Annotated in this window: 20 protein-coding genes; 7 read left to right on the top strand and 13 right to left on the bottom strand. The window is 69.5% G+C overall.

What is annotated here, in order from left to right:
- Positions 1–10 precede the first annotated feature (10 nt).
- From PVT71_RS28035 to PVT71_RS28000, 8 genes are all read right to left on the bottom strand, one after another.
- Positions 11–763: a Phenylacetic acid catabolic protein gene (locus PVT71_RS28035; RefSeq protein WP_353476638.1), complete on the bottom strand. Its 753-nt coding sequence runs from the start codon at positions 761–763 to the stop codon at positions 11–13.
- The gene (gene paaE, locus PVT71_RS28030) at positions 753–1,829 is read right to left on the bottom strand and encodes a 1,2-phenylacetyl-CoA epoxidase subunit PaaE (RefSeq protein WP_353476637.1); all 1,077 of its coding nucleotides are present in this window, start codon (positions 1,827–1,829) and stop codon (positions 753–755) included. The genes PVT71_RS28035 and paaE overlap by 11 nt, the downstream gene beginning before the upstream one ends.
- 66 nt (positions 1,830–1,895) lie before the next feature.
- Positions 1,896–2,417, bottom strand: a complete 522-nt coding sequence (paaD, locus tag PVT71_RS28025) for a 1,2-phenylacetyl-CoA epoxidase subunit PaaD (RefSeq protein WP_353476636.1) — start codon at positions 2,415–2,417, stop codon at positions 1,896–1,898.
- 4 nt (positions 2,418–2,421) lie between these two features.
- Positions 2,422–3,288, bottom strand: coding sequence for a 1,2-phenylacetyl-CoA epoxidase subunit PaaC (gene paaC / locus PVT71_RS28020; protein WP_353476635.1), 867 nt, complete (start codon positions 3,286–3,288; stop codon positions 2,422–2,424).
- Positions 3,288–3,575, bottom strand: coding sequence for a 1,2-phenylacetyl-CoA epoxidase subunit PaaB (gene paaB, locus PVT71_RS28015; protein WP_353476634.1), 288 nt, complete (start codon positions 3,573–3,575; stop codon positions 3,288–3,290). The genes paaC and paaB overlap by 1 nt, the downstream gene beginning before the upstream one ends.
- A 25-nt stretch (positions 3,576–3,600) precedes the next feature.
- A complete protein-coding gene (gene paaA / locus PVT71_RS28010; protein WP_353476633.1) occupies positions 3,601–4,599 on the bottom strand; it encodes a 1,2-phenylacetyl-CoA epoxidase subunit PaaA in 999 nt (332 codons plus the stop codon).
- 23 nt (positions 4,600–4,622) lie between these two features.
- Positions 4,623–5,828, bottom strand: a complete 1,206-nt coding sequence (gene pcaF / locus PVT71_RS28005) for a 3-oxoadipyl-CoA thiolase (RefSeq protein ID WP_353476632.1) — start codon at positions 5,826–5,828, stop codon at positions 4,623–4,625.
- 129 nt (positions 5,829–5,957) lie between these two features.
- Positions 5,958–6,842, bottom strand: a complete 885-nt coding sequence (locus PVT71_RS28000) for a PaaX family transcriptional regulator C-terminal domain-containing protein (protein ID WP_353476631.1) — start codon at positions 6,840–6,842, stop codon at positions 5,958–5,960.
- Positions 6,843–7,106: 264 nt separating this feature from the next.
- On the opposite strand from PVT71_RS28000, the gene PVT71_RS27995 reads away from it, so the two are divergent.
- Positions 7,107–8,126, top strand: a complete 1,020-nt coding sequence (locus PVT71_RS27995) for an LLM class flavin-dependent oxidoreductase (RefSeq protein WP_353476630.1) — start codon at positions 7,107–7,109, stop codon at positions 8,124–8,126.
- A 120-nt stretch (positions 8,127–8,246) separates the two neighbouring features.
- Complete coding sequence (locus PVT71_RS27990; RefSeq protein WP_353476629.1) at positions 8,247–9,524, top strand: solute carrier family 23 protein; 1,278 nt, start codon at positions 8,247–8,249, stop codon at positions 9,522–9,524.
- A 69-nt stretch (positions 9,525–9,593) separates the two neighbouring features.
- Here the strand turns inward: PVT71_RS27990 and PVT71_RS27985 are convergent, their stop codons facing one another.
- The 3 genes from PVT71_RS27985 to PVT71_RS27975 form a co-directional block, all read right to left on the bottom strand.
- A complete protein-coding gene (locus PVT71_RS27985) occupies positions 9,594–10,835 on the bottom strand; it encodes an MFS transporter (RefSeq protein ID WP_353476628.1) in 1,242 nt (413 codons plus the stop codon).
- A gap of 81 nt (positions 10,836–10,916) precedes the next feature.
- Positions 10,917–11,267, bottom strand: a complete 351-nt coding sequence (locus PVT71_RS27980) for a type II toxin-antitoxin system RelE/ParE family toxin (protein ID WP_353476627.1) — start codon at positions 11,265–11,267, stop codon at positions 10,917–10,919.
- Positions 11,257–11,514, bottom strand: a complete 258-nt coding sequence (locus PVT71_RS27975) for a type II toxin-antitoxin system ParD family antitoxin (RefSeq protein ID WP_353476626.1) — start codon at positions 11,512–11,514, stop codon at positions 11,257–11,259. Before PVT71_RS27975 ends, PVT71_RS27980 begins: the two co-directional genes overlap by 11 nt.
- A gap of 268 nt (positions 11,515–11,782) precedes the next feature.
- Here PVT71_RS27975 and repA point away from each other — a divergent pair, with 268 nt between their 5' ends.
- The 5 genes from repA (at position 11,783) to PVT71_RS27950 (ending at position 17,345) form a co-directional block, all read left to right on the top strand.
- Positions 11,783–12,967 carry a plasmid partitioning protein RepA gene (gene repA / locus PVT71_RS27970; RefSeq protein ID WP_353476625.1) on the top strand — a complete coding sequence of 395 codons (1,185 nt, stop codon included), beginning with the start codon at positions 11,783–11,785 and terminating at the stop codon, positions 12,965–12,967.
- Between the two features lie 23 nt (positions 12,968–12,990).
- Positions 12,991–13,998 carry a plasmid partitioning protein RepB gene (repB, locus tag PVT71_RS27965; RefSeq protein WP_353476624.1) on the top strand — a complete coding sequence of 336 codons (1,008 nt, stop codon included), beginning with the start codon at positions 12,991–12,993 and terminating at the stop codon, positions 13,996–13,998.
- 182 nt (positions 13,999–14,180) lie between these two features.
- Positions 14,181–15,374 (top strand): plasmid replication protein RepC, encoded by a 1,194-nt coding sequence (gene repC / locus PVT71_RS27960; protein WP_353476623.1) that lies wholly within the window; start codon positions 14,181–14,183, stop codon positions 15,372–15,374.
- Between the two features lie 211 nt (positions 15,375–15,585).
- A complete protein-coding gene (locus PVT71_RS27955; RefSeq protein ID WP_353476622.1) occupies positions 15,586–16,455 on the top strand; it encodes an amidohydrolase family protein in 870 nt (289 codons plus the stop codon).
- A complete protein-coding gene (locus tag PVT71_RS27950) occupies positions 16,452–17,345 on the top strand; it encodes a hypothetical protein (RefSeq protein ID WP_353476621.1) in 894 nt (297 codons plus the stop codon). The genes PVT71_RS27955 and PVT71_RS27950 overlap by 4 nt, the downstream gene beginning before the upstream one ends.
- On the opposite strand, the gene PVT71_RS27945 is transcribed toward PVT71_RS27950, so the two are convergent.
- Both PVT71_RS27945 and PVT71_RS27940 read right to left on the bottom strand, forming a co-directional pair.
- Entirely contained in the window at positions 17,331–18,611 is a 1,281-nt protein-coding gene (locus tag PVT71_RS27945; protein WP_353476620.1) for a LysR substrate-binding domain-containing protein, read from the bottom strand. The two genes, PVT71_RS27950 and PVT71_RS27945, sit on opposite strands and share 15 nt — an antisense overlap.
- A 115-nt stretch (positions 18,612–18,726) precedes the next feature.
- A complete protein-coding gene (locus PVT71_RS27940; RefSeq protein ID WP_353476619.1) occupies positions 18,727–19,692 on the bottom strand; it encodes a tripartite tricarboxylate transporter substrate-binding protein in 966 nt (321 codons plus the stop codon).
- Between the last annotated feature and the right edge of the window lie 15 nt (positions 19,693–19,707).

Here is a 19,707-nt window from a genome sequence, read left to right as displayed (position 1 = left end):
TCCTTCCTGTTCAGTTCAGGCCAAGGCCGGAGAGCAGGCTCTCCGCCTCGGCGCGCCACGCGGTGCGCAGCGTCTCGTTGTCCGTGTGGCGCAGGCCCATGGCCTTGAGCCGGTCAAACCGCTCGGACTGCGCCGGGCCGAAGGTCTCGGCGACGCGCGGCATCCAGTAGGCGACCGAGGCTTTCGCCTCATCCGTCGCGCCGATCCGCTCGAGCCCTTCCAGCCCCAGCTCCATGTGCCGTTTCTCGCGCGGCAGGATCTCCCGCAGCACCTCGGCCAGCGGCTGGTAGGAGCAGCGCGCCAGCTCGCCGACGGCGTGCTGCGTGGCAAGGCCCATCAGCACGTTCATCACCACCGCGTCGGTCCAGCCGGTCAGCGGCGCGTGGAAGACCGAGAGCCGCATGTCGCCGCCTTGGCGTTTCGCCTCCAGCGTGCTGTCCCTGCTCTCGCGCGCGGCCCAGTCATGCGCCCTCTCGTAAAGCGCCTTGTCGGTGCCGAAGGCCTCCATCAGCTCGAGCACGCGCTCGGCATGGTCGGCCTTCTCCAGCGTGATCCGGCTGGCGGCGATGCGCGCCTTGATCCCCGGCGCCCAGTTGATCGCCCCGGCAAAGCCCGCGGATCCCGCCAGCTCGCTGTCCACGAAGGACGCCATCAGCCGCAACAGCTCGCCACGGTAGCGCGGCGGCACGTTCTCGGGCGAGGACAGCTTGCCACCCTGCGCGAGGTAGTCGGCAAGCGGCATGGTCTCGGTGTCATTCGTCATAGCTGAGCACCACCTTGTCGGAGAGCGGAATGCACTGGCACGACAGCACATAGCCGGCGCGCACCTCGTAATCCTCGAGCGCGTGGTTGATCTCCATCTCGACCTCGCCCTCGATCACCTTGGCGCGGCAGGTCGAGCAGACGCCCGCCTTGCACGAATAGGGCGCGTCCATGTTGTTCTGGATCGCGGCGTCGAGGATGGCGGTGCCGTCCTTCGGCATCTGGAACACCCGCGTCGCGCCGTCGAGCGTGACCGAGACCTCGCAGGTGTTGCCCGCGCTCGCGGCCTGCTGCGACACGGCGCGCGCCTTGGCGCGGCCCGGCTGCGACGAGGCGAAGAGCTCGAACTTGATCTGCGCGTCCGACAGGCCCGCCTGACGCAGGCTCTCGGCGATGGTCAGCATCATCGGCTCGGGGCCGCAGATGAAGGCGGTGTCGACGCTCTCGGCATCGATCCAGAGGCGGAACAGCATCTCCATCTTCTCGGCGTCGATGCGCCCGGTGAAGAGGTCGATCTCCTGCCCCTCGCTCTCGAGGATGTGGATCACCGAGAAACGCCCGAGGTAGGTGTTCTTCAGATCCTCCAGCTCCTCGCGGAACATGATCGAGCCGACCTGCCGGTTGGCATAGACCAGCGTGAAGGTGGCATTGGGCTCGCGCGCCAGCACGGTCTTGATGATCGACAGCACCGGGGTGATGCCCGACCCGCCGGCGAAGCCGAGGTAGGTCTTGGCGCTGGCCGCGTCGAGCGGGGTGAAGAACCGGCCCTGCGGGGTCATCGCGTCGAGCGTGTCGCCGGGCTTCAGGTTCTCGTTGGCCCAGGTCGAGAAGGCGCCGCCGTCGACGCGCTTGATGCCGACCTTCAGGCAGCCCTCGTCCAGACCGGCGCAGATCGAGTAGGACCGGCGCAGCTCCTCGCCGTCGAAGGCGCGGCGGAAGGTCAGGTACTGGCCTTGCGTGAAGGCGAAGCTCTCCGCGTCCTCGGCGCGCGGCTTGAGCGTGACCACCACCGCGTCGCGGGTCTCGCGGCGGACGTCGGTCACTTCGAGGGGATGGAAACGGGGCATATCAGACCTCCTCCTGTCTGCACAGGGAAATGCGTCGGGGATGCCCCGCAGGGGCACCGGAATGGCTCAGTGGCACTTGAAGTAGTCGAAGGGCTCGAGGCAGTCGCGGCAGCGGTAGCTGGCCTTGCACGGGGTCGAGCCGTACTGGCTCACCCGCTCGGTATGGGACGAGCCGCAGCGCGGGCAGGCGATCACCAGGTTCGACTTGCCCGACAGGCGCGCCGCGCGGCCCGCCATCAGCCCGTCCGAGGCGGTGCCGTCCACCGGCGGGGCGATGCCGTAGGCGCGCAGCTTGTCGCGTGCCGCGTCGGTCACCCAGTCGGTGGTCCAGGGCGGCGACAGGCGGCGTTCGAGCCGCAGGTCGGTGACGCCCTTCTCGCGCAGCTGGGTCTCGATCATCAGGTCGATCACCGAGGTGGCGGGGCAGCCGGAGTAGGTCGGCGTCACCGCCACCACCAGCGTCTGCCCCTCCCAGCGGACCTCGCGCACGATGCCGAGTTCCGTCACCGAGACCACGGGGATCTCGGGGTCGGGCACCTCGCCCAGCCAGTCCCAGACCTGCTGGGTGGATGGCAGAACCGCGCTCATCGGCTTACCAGCTTGCGCCCGGATAGGCGCGCTGCAGGAACTGCATCTCGGCAAGGATATAGCCAAGGTGCTCGGTGTGCCGCCCCTGCTTGCCGCCGGAATGCGCGTCGAAACGCTGCTCGGGCTGGCGCAGGGTCGCCTCCTCCAGCACCTCGCCGACCGTCCGCTGCCAGAGCGGCAGCAGGTCCGACAGCGCGGGCGCGATGCCGGCCTCGGCAACCGCGTCGTCCACGGCATCACCCGCGAACATCTCGCCGGTGTAGCCCCAGACCTTGTTCAGCGCCGCCTGCATGCGGGTGTGGCTCTCCTCGGTGCCGTCACCAAGGCGCACAACCAGATCCGACGAACGCTCGAGGTGATAGGACACCTCCTTCAGCGCCTTCGCGGCGATCTCGGCCACGCGCGGGCTCGACGATTTGGTCAGCGCGGTCAGCAGCTCGAAGTGGAAGGCGTCGAACAGGAACTCGCGCATCAGCGTCACGGCCATGTCGCCGTTCGGCAGCTCGACCAGCTTGAGATTGCGGAACTTCATCGCGTCGCGCAGGAAGGCGAGGTCATCGGCGCTGCGCCCGGCACCCTCGACCTCGGCGGCAAGGCCGAGCCACATCTGCGTGTGGCCGATGAGGTCGAGCGCGGTGTTCGCCAGCGCGATGTCCTCTTCCAGCACCGGGCCGTGGCCGCACCATTCCGAGATGCGGTGGCCGAGGATCAGCGAGTTGTCCCCCATCCGGCAGAGCCAGTCGAAGAAGGCGGGCTTCAGCGCCACGTCCGCCATGTGCGGATCGTGGCCCAAATCTTGACCCTGCGCGGCGGCGGCGCGCTCGGCGAGCCGGGCGACATCCGGCGTTGCGGCATCCGAAAGCGAGGGCATCACATGTGCCCCACTTCGTCGGGGATGTCGAAGAAGGTCGGGTGGCGGTAGACCTTGCTCTCGGCCGGATCGAAGAGCGGACCCTTCTCGGACGGCGACGAGGCGGTGATCGCCGCCGAGGGCACCACCCAGATCGACACGCCTTCCTTGCGGCGGGTGTAGACGTCGCGGGCGTTCCTGATCGCCATCTCGGCATCCGGTGCGTGCAGGCTGCCGACGTGGCGGTGGTTCAGCCCGTGCTGGCCCCGGATGAAGATCTCCCAGAGCGGCCATTCTTTCTTGGTCATGTCACATCCTCCTCGGTCGGCGCGCTTATTCGGCGGCCATGTTGGGGGCCGCGCGGCGGGCGGCGGCCTTCTCGGCATAGGCGGTCAGCCCGTCACGGAACCACGCGCCCTTGTCCCAGGCCTCGCGGCGGGCGCCGAGACGCTCCTCGTTGCAGGGGCCGTTGCCCTTGATCACCTCGAAGAACTCGTCCCAGTCGGGCTCGGCGAAGTCGTAGTGACCGCGCTCCTCGTTCCACGTCAGCGTCTCGTCGGGCACGGTGAGGCCGAGGTACTTCGCCTGCGGCACGGTCTCGTCGACGAATTTCTGGCGCAGCTCGTCGTTGGTGTTCATCTTGATCTTCCACGCCATCGACTGCGCGGAGTGCACCGAGTCCTTGTCGGACGGGCCGAACATCATCAGCGCGGGATACCAGAAGCGGTTGAGCGCATCCTGCGCCATTTCCTTCTGCTCGGGCGTGCCCTCGGCCATCTTCATCATGATCGCGTAGCCCTGCCGCTGGTGGAAGCTCTCTTCCTTGCAGATGCGGATCATCGCGCGGCTGTAGGGGCCATAGGAGGTCCGCTGCAGCGGCACCTGGTTCATGATCGCCGCGCCGTCGACCAGCCAGCCCACCGCGCCCATGTCGGCCCAGGTCAGCGTCGGATAGTTGAAGATCGAGCTGTATTTCATCGCGCCCGAGTGCAGCTTCTCCATCAGCTCGTCGCGCGACACGCCCAGCGTCTCGGCGGCGGAATAGAGGTAGAGCCCATGCCCCGCCTCGTCCTGCACCTTGGCCAGCAGGATCGCCTTGCGCTCCAGCGTCGGCGCGCGGGTGATCCAGTTGCCCTCGGGCAGCTGGCCGACGATCTCGGAATGCGCGTGCTGGCCCATCTGGCGGATCAGCGTCTTGCGGTAGCCCTCGGGCATCCACTCCTTGGGCTCGATCTTCTCGCCGCGGTCGACCCGCTCCTGAAAGGCGCGCTCCTCGGGGGTCATCTCCTCGGGGGACTTCATGCCTTCCGATTTCACCATCTGTGCATACATGGTCGTGCCTCCTCCTGAAGGGGTCAGATACGTTCGAGGATCATCGCGATCCCCTGCCCCACGCCGACGCACATGGTGCAGAGGGCGTAGCGGCCGCCGGTGCGGTGCAGCTGCCGGGTCGCGGTCAGGACGAGCCGCGCGCCGGACATGCCAAGCGGATGGCCCATGGCGATGGCGCCGCCATTGGCGTTCACATGGGCCGCGTCGTCGGGCAGGCCAAGCTCGCGCATCACCGCGAGCCCCTGCGCCGCAAAGGCCTCGTTGAGCTCGATCACGTCCATCTGCTCCAGCGTCAGGCCGGCGCGCTCCAGCACGCGGCGCGTCGCCGGAACCGGGCCGATGCCCATGACGCGGGGCGCGACACCCGCCGCCGCCATGGCGACGACGCGCGCCTGCGGGGTGAGGCCGTTCTTCGCGGCCGCGGCCTCGGAGGCGACGATCACCCCCGCCGCGCCGTCGTTGACGCCCGAGGCATTGCCCGCGGTGACGCTGAGGTCGGGTCCGTTCACGCCGCGCAGCTTGGCCAGCATCTCGAGCGTGGTGCCGGGGCGCGGGTGCTCGTCGGTGTCCACCACCAGCGCATCTCCCTTGCGCTGCGGAATGGTCACCGGAACGATCTCCTCGGCGAAGAGACCCGCCTTCTGCGCGGCCTCCCAGCGGTCCTGCGAGCGCACGGCAAAGGCGTCCTGGTCGGCGCGGCTGATGCCGTAATCCCCGGCGACGTTGTCGGCGGTCTCGGGCATCGAATGCGTGCCGAAGGCCTTGTCGAGCTTCGGGTTCTTGAAGCGCCAGCCGATTGTCGTGTCGTACATCTCGGCATTGCGCGAGAAGGCCGAGCTGGCCTTGCCCACCACGAAGGGCGCGCGGCTCATGCTCTCGACACCGCCGGCCAGCAGCAGGTCGCCGTCCCCGGCGCGGATGGTGCGGGCGGCAAGGCCGATCGCGTCCATGCCCGAGCCGCAGAGCCGGTTGACCGTGGTGCCCGGCACCTCGATCGGCAGGCCCGCAAGCAGCCCCGCCATGCGCGCGACGTTGCGGTTGTCCTCACCGGCCTGGTTGGCGCAGCCAAGGATGATGTCATCGACGCTGGCCCAGTCCACCGACGGGTTGCGCGCCATCAGCGCGGCCAGCGGCACGGCGGCCAGGTCATCGGCGCGGACCGAAGACAGCGCCCCGCCGTAACGGCCGACAGGGGTGCGCACCGCGTCGCAGATGAATGCCTCGGACATCCGTATCTCCTCCCTCGAGAATCGAGGCCGACCATCAATGACCGACCGATCGGTCAACTAACTAGCACGCAATACGGCACATGTTAAGTCACAATCTCGATTTCACGTGACGTATTGGAGAGCCCTCCCTCACGTCGCCGCTTCGCGCCGCAGCCGGAACAGCCGCCGCTCGGTCTCGTCATTGCGCGGCGCCAGATGCCCCTCGGGGCTGAGAAACTGCGCCCCCACATGGGTTTCCGCGTATTTCGACAGGCCGAGATAGGCCGTCACGAAAAGCCTCCGCGCCGCCTCGGCGGGCCAGTCCTGCGGGTAGGCGGAACGCGGCAGGCGGGGATCGCTCAGCGCCGCGTGGCGGTAGTCGTGCACCAGCCGCAGCCGCAGGGCGAGCGCGTCCTCGGGCGAAAGCGGCACGCCCTCGGCCAGAAGCTCGCGCAGCGCGCCATGGGTCAGCAGGAAACTCTCGTAGGCCGCGGCCACCTCGGCAAGGTCCCAGCGCTCCGCCGCCAGCTGGCCAAGGTCGCCGTGCCCGTCGAGCTGCCTCGCGCGCAGCAGCACCCCGTCGAGCGGCGCGATGTCCTCGCGGTTCGGCGCCAGCGCGACATTGGGCGCCAGCCGCGCCCAGGGCAGCGGCAGCTCGGCGTCGCGCACGCCCTCCGACAGGCAGACCAGCCAGTCCTCCGGCGCCGGCGGCGGCGCGAAGAGCAGCCGCGCCGCCTCGCGGAACTCGGCCCGCGCCGCGTCGGACAGGCGGTAATGGCTCTTGCGCCCGATGCGCACCCCCTCGAGCCGCCCCGCGCCGACAAGCCGCGACACCGCCGTCCGCACGAGGCTCTCGTTCAGCCCGTGCCGCGCGCAGCACTCTATCAGCGTGCCCATCCAGAGCATCCCGCCACGCGGCTCCACCACGTCGCCGTAGATCGTGACGATGAAGGCGGGCGCGCGCGGCGCCTCGGCGGCGCGCAGCCCGGCCAGCGCCAGCGGCCCGGGTGAAGTCTCGACAGCGGCCTCGTTCATTCCTCGTCTCCTGCAGGCACGCCCGGCCCCGGGCGCAGCCCCCAGTCTAGGCCAGTTCGCACGATATGTCACACGAATGTGGCAAATGCCGAAATTTGCGTGCTTATACTCCCGCACACCGCCCCCCGCGCGCCGCGCACAGGCCCTGCGCTTGGGCAAACAGCCGCCCCGCTTGCGGGAGCCGCCCCCGAATGACTAGCTATGCGCCAACCGGGCCCGGCAGCGGGCGCTTTCCGCTGCCGCCGCAGCCCAAGGAGTATCGTAATGAAGAAGATCGGCTTCCTGTCCTTCGGACATTGGTCCCCGCAGCGCGGTTCGGCCACCCGCACCGCCGGCGACGCGCTGCTGCAGGCCATCGAGCTTTCGGTCGCGGCCGAGGAGCTCGGCCTCGACGGCGCCTATTTCCGCGTCCACCACTTCGCCCGCCAGCACGCCAGCCCCTTCCCGCTGCTCGCCGCCATCGGCGCGCGCACCTCGAAGATCGAGATCGGCACCGGCGTCATCGACATGCGCTACGAGAACCCGCTCTACATGGCCGAGGATGCCGGCGCCGCCGACCTCATCAGCCAGGGCCGGCTGCAGCTCGGCATCAGCCGCGGCAGCCCCGAGCAGGTGATCGACGGCTGGCGCTACTTCGGCTACGGCCCGGCCGAGGACGAGACCGACGCCGACATGGGCCGCCGCCACGCGCAGGTCTTCCTGCAGATGCTCGAGGGCCACGGCTTCGCCGAGCCGAACCCGCGCCCGATGTTCCCCAACCCGCCGGGCAAGCTGCGGCTCGAGCCGCATTCCGAGGGGCTGAAGGACCGCATCTGGTGGGGCGCCGGCTCGAACAAGACCGCCGAATGGGCCGCCATGCTGGGCCTCAACCTGCAAAGCTCGACGCTCAAGGACGACGAGACCGGCGAGCCCTTCCACATCCAGCAGGCGCAGCAGATCCGCGCCTACCGCGAGGCGTGGAAATCCGCCGGCCATTCGCGCAAGCCGCGCGTCTCGGTCAGCCGCTCGATCTTCGCGATCACCAGCGACGAGGACCGGATGTATTTCGGCACCGGCGGCAAGGAGCAGGACTCGGTCGGCTTCATCGAGGAGCAGCGCTCGATCTTCGGCCGCTCCTACGCCGACGAGCCGGACAAGCTGATCGAGCAGCTGAAGGGTGACGAGGGCATCGCCGAGGCCGACACGCTGCTGCTGACCATCCCGAACTCACTGGGCGTCGACTACAACACCCACGTGATCGAAAACATCCTGACCCACGTCGCCCCGGCCCTCGGCTGGCGCTGAGGCAGGCTCAAAGACCCTCGCCCGGCGGCCGCGCCGGGCGATCCGCCCCTTGGGAACCCCTGACATCCGCCGCCGAATGAGGCTATGGCGACGCGCAGCGAGTCTTTCCAGGAGAGAGCGATGTCCTATTTCCCCCGATGGCGCGTGGGCACGGGCCCCGTAATCATGCCGGACGAGCGCCTTCCCGGCGCCGCCTCGGTGCCCATGGGCTTCCAGCACCTGCTGGCCATGTCCGGCTCGACCATCGTCGCGCCCATCCTCATGGGCTTCGACCCCAACGTCGCGGTCTTCTTCTCGGGCATCGGCACGCTGCTCTTCTTCATCCTCACCGCGGGCCGGGTGCCGAGCTACCTCGGCTCCTCCTTCGCCTTCATCGCCGTGGTGCTGGCCGTGCTCGGGCAGGAGGGCGCCACCATCGCCCACGCGCTCGGCGGCATCATCGCCTGCGGCGCGCTCTACGCGCTGATCGGCGTCGTGGTCATGCTGGCCGGCTACGGCTGGGTCGAGAAGCTGATGCCCCCCGTGGTCACGGGCACCATCGGCATCGCCATCGGCCTCAACCTCGCGCCGGTCGCGGTGGACCAGCTCAACGCCTTCGGATCGCCCACCCCCGCGCACCTGACCATCGCGCTGCTGACCGTGCTCTGCATGGCCATGGTCTCCTGCTACGGTCCTTCGCGCACGCGGCGGCTTTCCGTGCTGATCGCGCTCTTCTTCGGCTACGCGCTGGTGCTGGTGCTGGGCAACGGGCTCGGCCTCATGCCCGCGATCGACTTCTCGGCCGTCGGCACCGCGGCGTGGTTCGGCCTGCCGCACTTCCAGGCGCCCGAGTTCCACTGGTCGGCGATCACCCTCATCGCCCCGGTCGCCATCGTGCTCGTCGCCGAGAACCTCGGCCACATCAAGGCGCTCGGTGCCATCACCGGGCAGGACATGGACCGCTACATCGGCCGCGGCTTCTTCGCCGACGGGCTCGCCACCATGGTCGCGGGCTCGGGCGGCGGCACCGGCGTCACCACCTATGCCGAGAACATCGGCGTCATGGCCATGACCAAGGTCTACTCGACGCTGGTCTTCGTCATCGCCGCCCTCGTCGCGATCTGCCTCGGCCTCTCGCCGAAGTTCGGCGCGCTGCTGCAGACCATCCCGGCGCCGGTGCTCGCAGGCCTGTCGGTGGCGGTCTTCGGGCTCATCGCCTCGGCCATGGCGCGGATCTGGATCGAGAACCGGGTGGATTTCTCGGACCCGCGCAACCTCTTCACCGCGGGCATCGCGCTGATCTTCGGTGCGGGCGACTTCACCCTGCACATGGGCAGCTTCTCGCTGGGCGGCATCGGCACCTCGACGCTGGCCGCGCTGCTGCTCTACCAGCTGCTCGGGCTCGGCCGCAAAGCCTGACGCGGGGCCCCTGCCCTGCCGGACACATGAAGGGCGGGCCGCAAGGTCCGCCCTTTCCCCATCCGCCGCTCAGTCCTCGACAAGCCGGTCGCGGCGGCGCAGCCCGGGGAAGAGCGCCGCCCAGACAAGCGCCACCAGCAGCGTGCCGCAGCCGCCGATCAGGATCGCCGGCACCAGCCCGAAGAGCGCCGCCGTCACCCCGCTTTCGAACTCGCCCAGCTCGTTCGACGCGCCGATGAACAGCATGTTGACCGAGGCGACCCGGCCGCGCATCTCGTCCGGCGTGTCGGCCTGCACCAGCGTCTGGCGGATCACCACGCTGATCACGTCCGCCGCCCCGCCGAGGCAGAGCAGCGCGGCGCTGAGCCAGAGGCTGTGGGAAAACGCCAGCGCCACGGTCGAGACGCCGAAGATCGCCGTCGCGACGAAAAGCTTGCGCCCGCCGTTGCGCCGGATCGGCCACCACGAGATCACCAGCCCCACCGCCATCGCCCCCACCGCCGGGGCCGAGCGCAGCAGCCCCAGCTCGGCCGGGCCGCCCATCAGCATCTCGCTGACGATGATCGGCAAGAGCGCCGTAACCCCGCCCAGCAGCACCGAGAAGAGATCGAGCGAGATCGCCCCGAGGATCACCGGCCGTTGGAAGATGAAGCGCATCCCCTCGAAGGCGGCCGACAGGGTGACCGGCGTGCGCACCGCAAGCGCCGGGCGCGGCCGCAGCGCGAGGTTGAGCAGCACCGAGGCGGCGAAACAGCCCGTCGCCACGGCAAAGGGTGCCCAGGGCGAGATCAGGTAGATCAGCCCCGCCAGCGCCGGGCCGCCGATCGTGGCGATCTTGCTGACCGAGGAGGCAAGGCTGGCGATCCGGCTCAGCTCCGAGCGCGGCACGAGGTTGGCCATCAGCGCCTGCGAGGCGGGCCCGACGAAGCTGCGCGCGATGCCGAGCAGGATCACCAGCCCGTAGACCGCCGCCAGCGACAGGCCCGGTTGCGCTGCGATCACCGCCAGCGCCGCCGTCACCGCCGCGCTGACCGCAAGGCAGACCGCCATCACCAGCCGCCGGTCGACCCTGTCCGCCACCAGCCCCGCGACCAGCACCAGCACGAGCTTCGGCAGGAAGGCGGCAAGCCCCACGAGCCCGAGCGCCATGGCGCTGCGCGTCTCGTCGTAGACCAGCCAGCCCATCGCGACATTGGTGATCTGCCCCGCCGCCACCCACAGCAGCCGCCCGCCAAGGTAGAGCCAGAGCTCGGAGCCGACGCCCGGGGGCGCCCCCGCCTCGGACGGCAGCACTGCAGGATCGGATGGCACCGGAGGGGAATCCTCTGTTTTCCGGCACCCTGTCCGGAACGGCGGCGCTTGGCAACGGTCGCCGCGCGCCCCCTGCCCCGCTCAGGCCCCGGACAGCAGCCGCAGCAGGATGTGGCGGTCGTGGTCCTGCCCGCCGAAGAACACCGCGAGGATGCGCAGCTCCTCTGCCGCGTCATCGACCTCGAAGTAGAAGATCGCCCGGTCCTTGGTCACGTGCCGCACGCCCGCGCCCAGCTCCGGTCGCAGCGTGCCCTGGTGCGGCGCCCGGCCAAGCCCCTCCATCGCGCCGAGGATCGCCCGGATCCGCCGCTCCGCCATGTCGAAGGCGGTGCCGGCGTCCTCTCCCAGCGTCTCCGCGCTGCCGGCGATGAAGTCGAAGATCAGCTCGAGGTCGCGCGCGACCGCCGCCGCGCGCAGGACGCTATAGGCCACGCGCTCCCCGCTTGCGCGCGATCATCGCCTCGGTCTCCGCCCGGCCCTCGGCCAGCGAGACGAAGGCCCCGCCCCGCCGCTCGTCGAGCAGCCGGCGCAGCGCCTCGGCCTGCTCGCTCTCCTGCCGCATCAGCTCGAGCCCGTGCTGCAGGGCCGCGCTCACCGACGGAAACCGCCCGTCATGCACCAGCCCGCGGACATAGGCGTCCTGCGCTTCGGTCAGGGAAATGGAGGATTTCACGCTCATGAGGGTCCGTCCTGTGCTACTGGGTAGTATATGTCGCGCCTGCCGCGCCGGTCAATCCCGGGGCACTCCCGCCCCCATCCTACTGATTGGCGTGCAAAACTTCTTGCGCGACTCGCGATGCTTCGGCAATAGTCACGAAAAAGAGCCGGAACACGCCAAATACCGTGAACACGACAGGACGCATCAGACGTCCGGCGGAACAGGGCAAGGCACCGAGGCAGGGCCACGCCAGGGCCCGAGGCAAGACAGTGAGCAGGATACCGTGCGCATGCAGGATATCACCGAAAACGAAGACCTGAACACGGTCATTCGCGACCATTCCGAACGGCTGACCGCGCAGCTCCATGCGCAGGCGGAAAGCCTGTTCCCGCCCGACGCCTCGAAGGAGATGCGCAAGTTCACCTCCGGGGAAGCCGCCGCGCTGCTCGGCGTGAACGATTCCTACCTGCGCAAGCTGCACCTCGACGGCAAGGGCCCCTCGCCCGACCTGACGCCCGGCAACCGCCGGCTCTACTCGGTGCACGACATCCACGACCTGCGCATCCTGCTGGAGAAGACCGCGCGCAAGCCCGGCGACTACCTGCCCGGCCGCCGCGAGGGGGACCACCTGCAGGTCATCGGCGTGATGAATTTCAAGGGCGGCTCGGGCAAGACCACCAGCTCTGCCCATCTCGCGCAGCGGCTCGCCCTGCTCGGCTACCGGGTGCTGGCGATCGACCTCGACCCGCAGGCCTCGCTCACCGCGCTGCACGGCGTCCAGCCCGAGTTCGACCTGATCGACGGCGGCACGCTCTACGATGCCATCCGCTACGACGATCCCGTGCCCATCACCGAGGTCATCCGCCCGACCTACATCCCCGGGCTCGACCTCATCCCCGGCAACCTCGAGCTGATGGAATTCGAGCACGAGACTCCCCGCGCGCTGGCGCAGGGCAACGCCGGGCTGTTCTTCTTCCGCGTCAAGGACGTGCTGGCGCAGGTCGACGAGCGCTACGACGTGGTGGTCATCGACTGCCCGCCGCAGCTCGGCTTCCTGACCATGTCGGCGCTCTCCGCCGCAACCGGCGTGCTGGTCACCATCCACCCCGAGATGCTCGACGTCATGTCCATGTCGCAGTTCCTGCGCATGACCGCCGACCTCATGGACGTGATCGCCGAGAGCGGCGCGAACATGAAACACGACTGGATGCGCTACCTGCTCACCCGCTACGAGCCGACCGACGCGCCGCAGAACCGCATCGTGGCCTTCCTGCGCACCATGTACGCCGAGAAGGTGCTGAACGCGCCCATGCTGAAATCCACGGCGATCTCGGATGCGGGTCTCACCAAGCAGACCCTCTACGAGGTCGAGCGCAGCGCCTTCACCCGCGCGACCTACGACCGGGCGCTCGAAAGCCTCAACGCCGTGAACGACGAGATCGCCGCGCTGATCCAGAAAACGTGGGGCCGCTGAGGGGTTCGGGAGGAGACAGAGAGATGAGCGACAACCGCAAGAAACGCATGTCCATGCTCGACAGCCTCGCCGCCGCCAGCAAGCAGGGCGCGACGGGGGCGACGATGATGGCCACCAACCGCGCGCTGCGCTCGGCCCGCGACGCGGTCGACAGCCACCGCGTCTGGGAGCTTGATCCGTCGCAGATCGACGACACCCGCACCCGCGACCGGCTCGATCCGTCCGACGTGATCGACCTGCGCGACGCGATCGAGACCAACGGCCAGACCGTGCCGATCCTCGTGCGTCGCCATCCCGAGGAGGATGGGCGCTACCTGCTGGTCTACGGCCGCCGCCGCCTCGAGGCGATCCGCGGCTCCGACAAGGTCACCAAGGTCCGCGCGCTGGTCGCCACGCTCGACGAGCGCGACGCAATGACCGCGCAGATCTCCGAGAACATGGCCCGGCGCGACCTGTCCTTCATCGAAAAGGCGCTCTTTGCCAAGGAGTTGGTGGAAACCGGCTTTGGCAACCAGAGCCAGGTCGCCGAGGTCCTGACGGTCACCAAGTCGGCAATCTCCATGGCGCTCTCGGTCGCCGACCTGATCGGCCGCGAGCTTGCCACCGCCATCGGTGCCGCCCATGGCATCGGCCGGCCGCGCTGGGAGGCGCTTGCCCGCGGCATCGAGGAAACCGGCGCCGACCGCGACGAACTCGCCCGGCTGGCGGATGACGTCCACACCCGCGCGCAGGTCGCCATGGTCAGCGGCGAGCCGGTCCCCGAGGATGTCTCGGTCGCCGCCTTCGAGGCGGTGATGGGCCACCTGGCCCCCTCCCCTGCCCGCGCCGCGGCGCCCAGGCCCAGGCCGGTGGAAAAGCTCCGCCGCCAGTCGCTCGTCGTCGAGGGACGCAAGGCCGGGACGCTCAAGCGCACCGCCAAGGGGCTGAACATGGAACTCGTGGACCCGCGCTTTGCCGACTGGATCGAAGCCGAGGCCCAGACCGTCATCGAAGAGCTTCACGCGCGCTGGAAAGCCCGCGCCGAAGACTGAGCAGTCAACGAAAACAATGAGATAGGAGGCACGAGCCCGACAAAGAAAGAGCCCCGCAAAGCTTTCGCTCCACGAGACCCTCACTTGTTCTTTGCACCTTCAAGTTAGTGTCCGGAGCCCTTGTCTGCAAGTCGAAATCGATTTGCGGCGCGGCTATTTTTTGTCTTCGTGAATGAAAAAACATGGGTCACACCCCCATCACGCCTTTCGGGCGAACGATCGAGGCTGTCCGGACATCGCTCGAAGCCCGGCTCCCGGCGGCCGCGGCCCCCTGCAGCGTCGACAAGTGGCAGGTCCTCCGCGATCTCACCGCGGCGCGCCGGAGCTTCGATCTCTCCGACCGTGACATCACCCTCTTGCAGGCGCTGCTGAGCTTCCACCCCGAGGCCCGGCTCGACGGATCGCAGCCGCTGGTCATCCACCCCTCGAACGAGACGATCTGCGCCCGGGCGAACGGCATGCCCGACTCGACCATGCGCCGGCACCTCGCCCGGTTGGTCTCGGCCGGCCTGCTGGTCCGCCGCGACAGCCCGAACGGCAAGCGCTACGCCCGCCGCGTCGCCGGCGGCAAGATCGCCTTCGGCTTCGACCTGCGCCCCCTGCTCCACCGCGCCTCCGAGATCGCCTCCCGCGCCGAGGAAGCCCGCGCGCTCGAGGACGAGATCAAGGCCCTGCGCGAGACCGTGAGCCTTCTGCGCCGCGACCTTGCCGCCCTCGCCGACCTCGGCCGCATCGAGACCCCCCGGGCCGCGCCCTGGGATGCCTTCTCCGACCTCGCGCAGCTCACCGCGCGCGACCTGCGCCGCAAGCTGGACCTCGAAACCCTGCTCCGGATCGAGGCCACGCTGCGCGACGCCCTCCTCCGCGCGGCCCGTGTCTTCGAAGTCGAAACAGCCGAAATGAGCAGCAGTGACGCCCGGAATGAGCAGCACCAACAGAAGTCACAAAAAGAACTCTTAGACTCTGAATCCCCCGAGACAGAGCCTGTCATCGAGCTTGCCGTGGTTGCGCCGGGCGAGACCGTCACAGCGATGGAGGCCGAGAAAAGGGCGGCCCCTCCCCCACCGCTGCGCCTCGTCCTCAGCACCTGCTCCGAGATCGCGGTCTTCACCCCCGACCCCATCCACGACTGGCACGGCCTCATCCGGGCAACCGAGAAGATCCGTCCGATGACCGGGATCTCCGACTCCGCCTGGACGGACGCCAAGTCCGCCATGGGCCCCGAACAGGCCGCGGCGACGCTCTGCGCCATGCTCCAGAGGTTCTCGGAAATCCGCAACCCGGGCGGCTACATCCGCCACCTCACCCGCAAGGCGCGCGAAGGCTCCTTCTCGCCGACACGGATGGTCCTCTCCCTCGACAAGCGCGCCGCGTGAGGGTTCACAGCTGTGAACTCCCGCGCGGGTGAGCGGTCGGGTTCCGGCGGAGTCCCTTCTTTCGCGGCAGGTCCGGGCGGGATGGATACGGGCGGTTATAACCCCTGCCGCAATGCAATTGGTCGCCGTCCGGGACGCTGCCTAGTGTCGGCCCGAACCCCCGGAAGGCCCTGAGGGCCCTTCCATAGCGACACGCGACCGAGAGCCCAGAATGACAGACATCATCGACATCCACCCGCACGTGATCTCTCCCGACACCGCGGCCTATCCGCTGAAGCCGCTTGGCGGCAACCAGTCGAAATGGTCCGAGGCGCATCCCACCAGCCACGAGGACCTGATCGCCGCGATGGACGGTGCCGGGGTCTCTAAGGCGGTGGTCGTGCAGGCCTCGACCGCCTACGGCCACGACAATTCCTACCTTGCCGACAGCGTCGCGGCGCATCCGGACCGGTTCACCGGCGTCTTCTCGGTCGATGTCATGGCCGAAGACGCGGTGGAGAAGATCCAATACTGGCAGGGCAAGGGTCTGAGCGGCCTGCGGCTCTTCACCACCGGGAGCACCATGCCGGGTCAGGCGGGCTGGCTGGGCGATCCCGCCTCCTTCCCGGCCTGGGCCCATGCCGAAAAGACCGGCCTGCCGGTCTGCGTGCAGATGCGCCCCGAGGGCATCCCGGCGCTGACCGGGCTGCTCGAACGCTTTCCCGGCGCCATCGTGATCCTCGACCACCTCGCGCGGCCGGTGCTGGAGGATGGTGCGCCCTACGCGGCGGCGCAGGGGCTCTGGGACCTTGCGGCGCATCCGGGCGTGCATCTCAAGCTCACGCTGCGCAACATCGAGGCGGCGCAGACGGGCGCCTCGCGGCTCGAGGATTTCCTGGCGCATATCCTCGATCTCTTCGGCGCGTCGCGCATCGCCTGGGGGTCGAACTTCCCGGCGGCGGAGCGCACGCTCGCCTATATCGTGGAGCGCGCGCAGGAGGCGCTGGCGCCGCTGCCCGAGGCGGACCGGCGGATGATCTTCAGCGGCACGGCCCGGAAGCTCTACCCGGTGCTGGCCGAGATGCCCGGGGTCGAGGCATGAGCGCCGCGCCGCTGTCGATCACCGTCGGCCATCACCCGATCAGCCGCGCGGCGATGGAGCCGGGACGGGCCGAGCGGCACGGGCTGGAGCTGCAGCGCATCGTCACCAGGCCGATGCACGACGCCTTCACCCCGATGATCCGCGAACAGGCCTTTGACGCCAGCGAGCTTGCCATCGTCTCGGCCATGCAGGCGGTGGCCTACGGCGTGCCGCTGGTGTTGCTGCCGGTGACGCTGGCGGCGCGGTTCCAGCACGGCTGCATCGTGCGCAACGCGGAACGTCCGGCCTTCGGCGTCGGCGATATGGCGGGGCGGCGCGTCGGGGTCCGGGCCTATACCCAGACCACCGGCGCCTGGGTGCGCACGATCCTGCAGCACGAATACGGGCTGTCGCCGCTCTCGATGCACTGGGTGACGCAGGTCGGGGCGCATGTGGCGCAGTTCGAGGACCCGCCGCATGTCGAGCACGCGCCGAAGAGCGCCTCGCTTCTGGGGATGCTCGAGGAGGGGGTGATCGACGCGGCGATCTTCGGCAACGACCTGCCGGACCTGCCCTGGGTCGCGCCGGTGATCGAGGATGCGGACAGCGCCGCCCGGGCCAGCTTTGCCCGGACGGGGCGGGTGCCGGTGAACCACCTGCTCTGCGTCACGCGGGAGCTGGCCGAGGCGCGGCCCGAGGCGGTGGCGGGGCTGATGGCGCTGTTCCGCGAGGCCAAGGCGGAGAGCCGGGGCGCGGGGGAAGATCTCTACCCGCTGGGGATCGAGGCGATGGCAGCCTCGGTCGAGGCGCTGCTGGCCTCGGCCTGGGACCAGGGGCTGCTGCCCGAAAGGATGGATGTCGGGACGCTGTTCGGACCGGCGCGGGCGATCCTCGGCTCAGGGGCCGACTGAGGCCGGGCCTTCCTTCTGGGCGGCGTCGAGCGCGTCGAGGAAACTCTGCTGGAGCCGGGTCGGGCTCCAGCGGCTGCGGACCGTGTAGCCGATGGTGCGGTCCTTGCGGGCGAGGGTCTCGGAGAGGACGACGAGCTGGCCGTCGCCTTCCTCGTAGCGTATCTGGCGGCGCGAGATCAGCGCCAGCGTGTCGCTCTCGCGCAGGATGGCGCGGACGGCGATGTGCGAGGCGACCTCGAAGAGCTGCGGCGGCTGGTGACCGGGCTCGGAGAAGATCTGGTCGAACTCGCGCCGGGCGGGCGAGCCCATGCGCGGCGCAATCCACGGAAAGCGTAATAAATCCAATAGTTTGAGGTCTTTTTTGCCGGCCAGAGGGTGCCCGGCGCGGCCAACCACGCATAGCCGGTCCTGAAACAGCGGCACCTCGGTCACATCGGGGGTCGGGGCGGGCTGGCGGAGGGTGCCGACGAGGATGTCGATGTCGCCGTCGCGCAGCGCGGCGAGCAGCGTCTCGTAGGAGCCTTCGACCAGCTGCATCCGCGCCGAGGCGTGGCGCTGGCCGAGGGTGATAAGCGCGCGCGGCACGACGTAGGTGCGGGCGAGGGGCAGGGCACCCACGGCAAGGCGGCCGCGCATGTGGCCGGCGGCCTCGTCGATCTCTTCCATCGCCATCTCGAGCTCGCGCTGCGCGAGCTTCGCGGCGCGGGCGAGCGTCAGGCCGGCCTGCGACAGCCGCAGCTGCCGGCCGTCGCGCAGCACGAGGGTGACGTGCAGCCGCTCCTCGAGCCGGTGCAGGTTGCGGTTGAGCGCGACGGGGGTGATGCCCAGCGTCTCGGAGGCGCCCTCGGGGGTGGAGGCGCGGGTCAGCGCGACGAGCGCGTCGAGCTGCGTGGCCTTGAGCAGGATGTCGGCGGGCAGGGGCTCGCGCCCGGGGCGGCTGATCGCGGCGAGCCCGATCTCGAGCACGGCGAACATCTCCTCGACGTGGCGCAGCAGCAGCTCGCCGGCGCGGCTGGCGTACATGCCGGTCGGGTGGCGCTGGAAGAGCTCGACGCCGAGGCCGCGCTCGAGCCGGGCGATGGCCTGGGTGACGGCGGGCTGCGAGAGGTTCATGAACTGCCCGGCCTGGTTCACGCTCTTGAGCCGCCCGACATGCAGGAGCGCGCGCAGGTGGCGCAGGTTGGGCAGGCGGGCGTCGGCAGACCGGGAGGGCAGGGGGGGCGCCGCCTGCGTGCCGGTCTCGCTGCCGATGTGAAGGGTGTCCAAGAGCGCCTCCCCGCGTTCCCTGCCGCCGGACTGCCGGCGGGCGCGCCGGTCTCGCGGCGCGCCCCCAATCTCTCCGATCCCGGCCGGCGAGGCAATCCCGGGGCCGGGGCCGTGCTCAGTCGGCCTGGCCGATGACGTCCCTGTACTTCTCGAGAAGCGCGGTCTGTTCGTCGATCAGACCGGCCAGCTCGGCGCCGTCCATCGGGTCGAGCGGCGAGTTGCTGTCATCCGACCACTGCGCCATCTCGGGCGAGCCGACGGCGGCGGCAAAGGCGGCGGTCACCGCCTCGGCGACCTCGGGCCTGACCTTGGGCGGCAGGCCGAAGGCGCGGATCAGGCCGAGGCTGCCGAGCGTGGGATAGCCCGCGTCGGTCGCCTTCTGCACCTCGGGGAAGGCGGCGACGTCGCGGTCGCTCATCAGCAGGATCGCCTTGAGATCGCCGCCGGTGTTGAACGAGGCGGCGGTCTCGATCGGGGTCACCGAGGCGATGGCATCGCCGCGCACCACGCCGAGCAGCGCGTCGTTGTTGCCGGGGTAGCCGGTGATCACCTGGCACTCGAGCTCGACCTCGCCGCAGAGGATGCGGTTGGCCGCGACCCCGGAGGCGCCGTAGCCGGTGAAGGTGATGGTCTTGCCCGCCGCCTTGAGGTCGGCCAGCGTGGAATAGGGCGAGTCCTTCTGCACCACGACGATGTACTGGTTGAAGGCCATGGCGCCGATCCAGTCGATCGCCGCGATGTCGTAGCCCACGTCCTGCCCGGTGACGATCGGCTCGATGATCCCCGGCACGTTGTAAAGGCCGATGGTCTGGCCGTCGGGGCGGGCGTGGAAGGCCGCCTGCGCGCCGCGCATGCCGCCGCCGCCGGAGATGTTCTTCGGCACGACGGTGACGCCGAGCTGCTCGCCCATCACCTTGGCGAGGATGCGCCCGTAGGTGTCGAAGCCGCCGCCCGGGCTCGAGGGGATGATGAGGTCGACGTCGCCGCGCGGCCAGTCCGCCGCCTGACCGGGCTGCGCCAGCGCGAGGGCGGGCAGCAGGGCGAGCGCGGCGCTTCGCATGAGTGCATTGATTTGTTTCATTTTTTCCTCCCTTGG

This window comes from Salipiger sp. H15 (assembly GCF_040409955.1).
Taxonomy (GTDB): domain Bacteria; phylum Pseudomonadota; class Alphaproteobacteria; order Rhodobacterales; family Rhodobacteraceae; genus Salipiger.
This window is presented reverse-complemented; position numbering and strand designations above follow the sequence as displayed.

Bases quoted from the DNA above. Each gene is read 5' to 3' on its own strand.
- PVT71_RS27940 (WP_353476619.1), bottom strand. From the start codon at position 19,692: ATGAAACAAATCAATGCACTCATGCGAAGCGCCGCGCTCGCCCTGCTG.
- PVT71_RS28000 (WP_353476631.1), bottom strand. From the start codon at position 6,842: ATGAACGAGGCCGCTGTCGAGACTTCACCCGGGCCGCTGGCGCTGGCC.
- PVT71_RS27950 (WP_353476621.1), top strand. From the start codon at position 16,452: ATGAGCGCCGCGCCGCTGTCGATCACCGTCGGCCATCACCCGATCAGC.
- PVT71_RS27990 (WP_353476629.1), top strand. From the start codon at position 8,247: ATGTCCTATTTCCCCCGATGGCGCGTGGGCACGGGCCCCGTAATCATG.
- repB (WP_353476624.1), top strand. From the start codon at position 12,991: ATGAGCGACAACCGCAAGAAACGCATGTCCATGCTCGACAGCCTCGCC.
- PVT71_RS27975 (WP_353476626.1), bottom strand. From the start codon at position 11,514: ATGAGCGTGAAATCCTCCATTTCCCTGACCGAAGCGCAGGACGCCTAT.
- paaA (WP_353476633.1), bottom strand. From the start codon at position 4,599: ATGTATGCACAGATGGTGAAATCGGAAGGCATGAAGTCCCCCGAGGAG.
- paaE (WP_353476637.1), bottom strand. From the start codon at position 1,829: ATGCCCCGTTTCCATCCCCTCGAAGTGACCGACGTCCGCCGCGAGACC.
- paaD (WP_353476636.1), bottom strand. From the start codon at position 2,417: ATGAGCGCGGTTCTGCCATCCACCCAGCAGGTCTGGGACTGGCTGGGC.
- repA (WP_353476625.1), top strand. From the start codon at position 11,783: ATGCAGGATATCACCGAAAACGAAGACCTGAACACGGTCATTCGCGAC.
- pcaF (WP_353476632.1), bottom strand. From the start codon at position 5,828: ATGTCCGAGGCATTCATCTGCGACGCGGTGCGCACCCCTGTCGGCCGT.
- PVT71_RS27995 (WP_353476630.1), top strand. From the start codon at position 7,107: ATGAAGAAGATCGGCTTCCTGTCCTTCGGACATTGGTCCCCGCAGCGC.
- paaB (WP_353476634.1), bottom strand. From the start codon at position 3,575: ATGACCAAGAAAGAATGGCCGCTCTGGGAGATCTTCATCCGGGGCCAG.
- paaC (WP_353476635.1), bottom strand. From the start codon at position 3,288: ATGCCCTCGCTTTCGGATGCCGCAACGCCGGATGTCGCCCGGCTCGCC.
- repC (WP_353476623.1), top strand. From the start codon at position 14,181: ATGGGTCACACCCCCATCACGCCTTTCGGGCGAACGATCGAGGCTGTC.
- PVT71_RS27955 (WP_353476622.1), top strand. From the start codon at position 15,586: ATGACAGACATCATCGACATCCACCCGCACGTGATCTCTCCCGACACC.
- PVT71_RS28035 (WP_353476638.1), bottom strand. From the start codon at position 763: ATGACGAATGACACCGAGACCATGCCGCTTGCCGACTACCTCGCGCAG.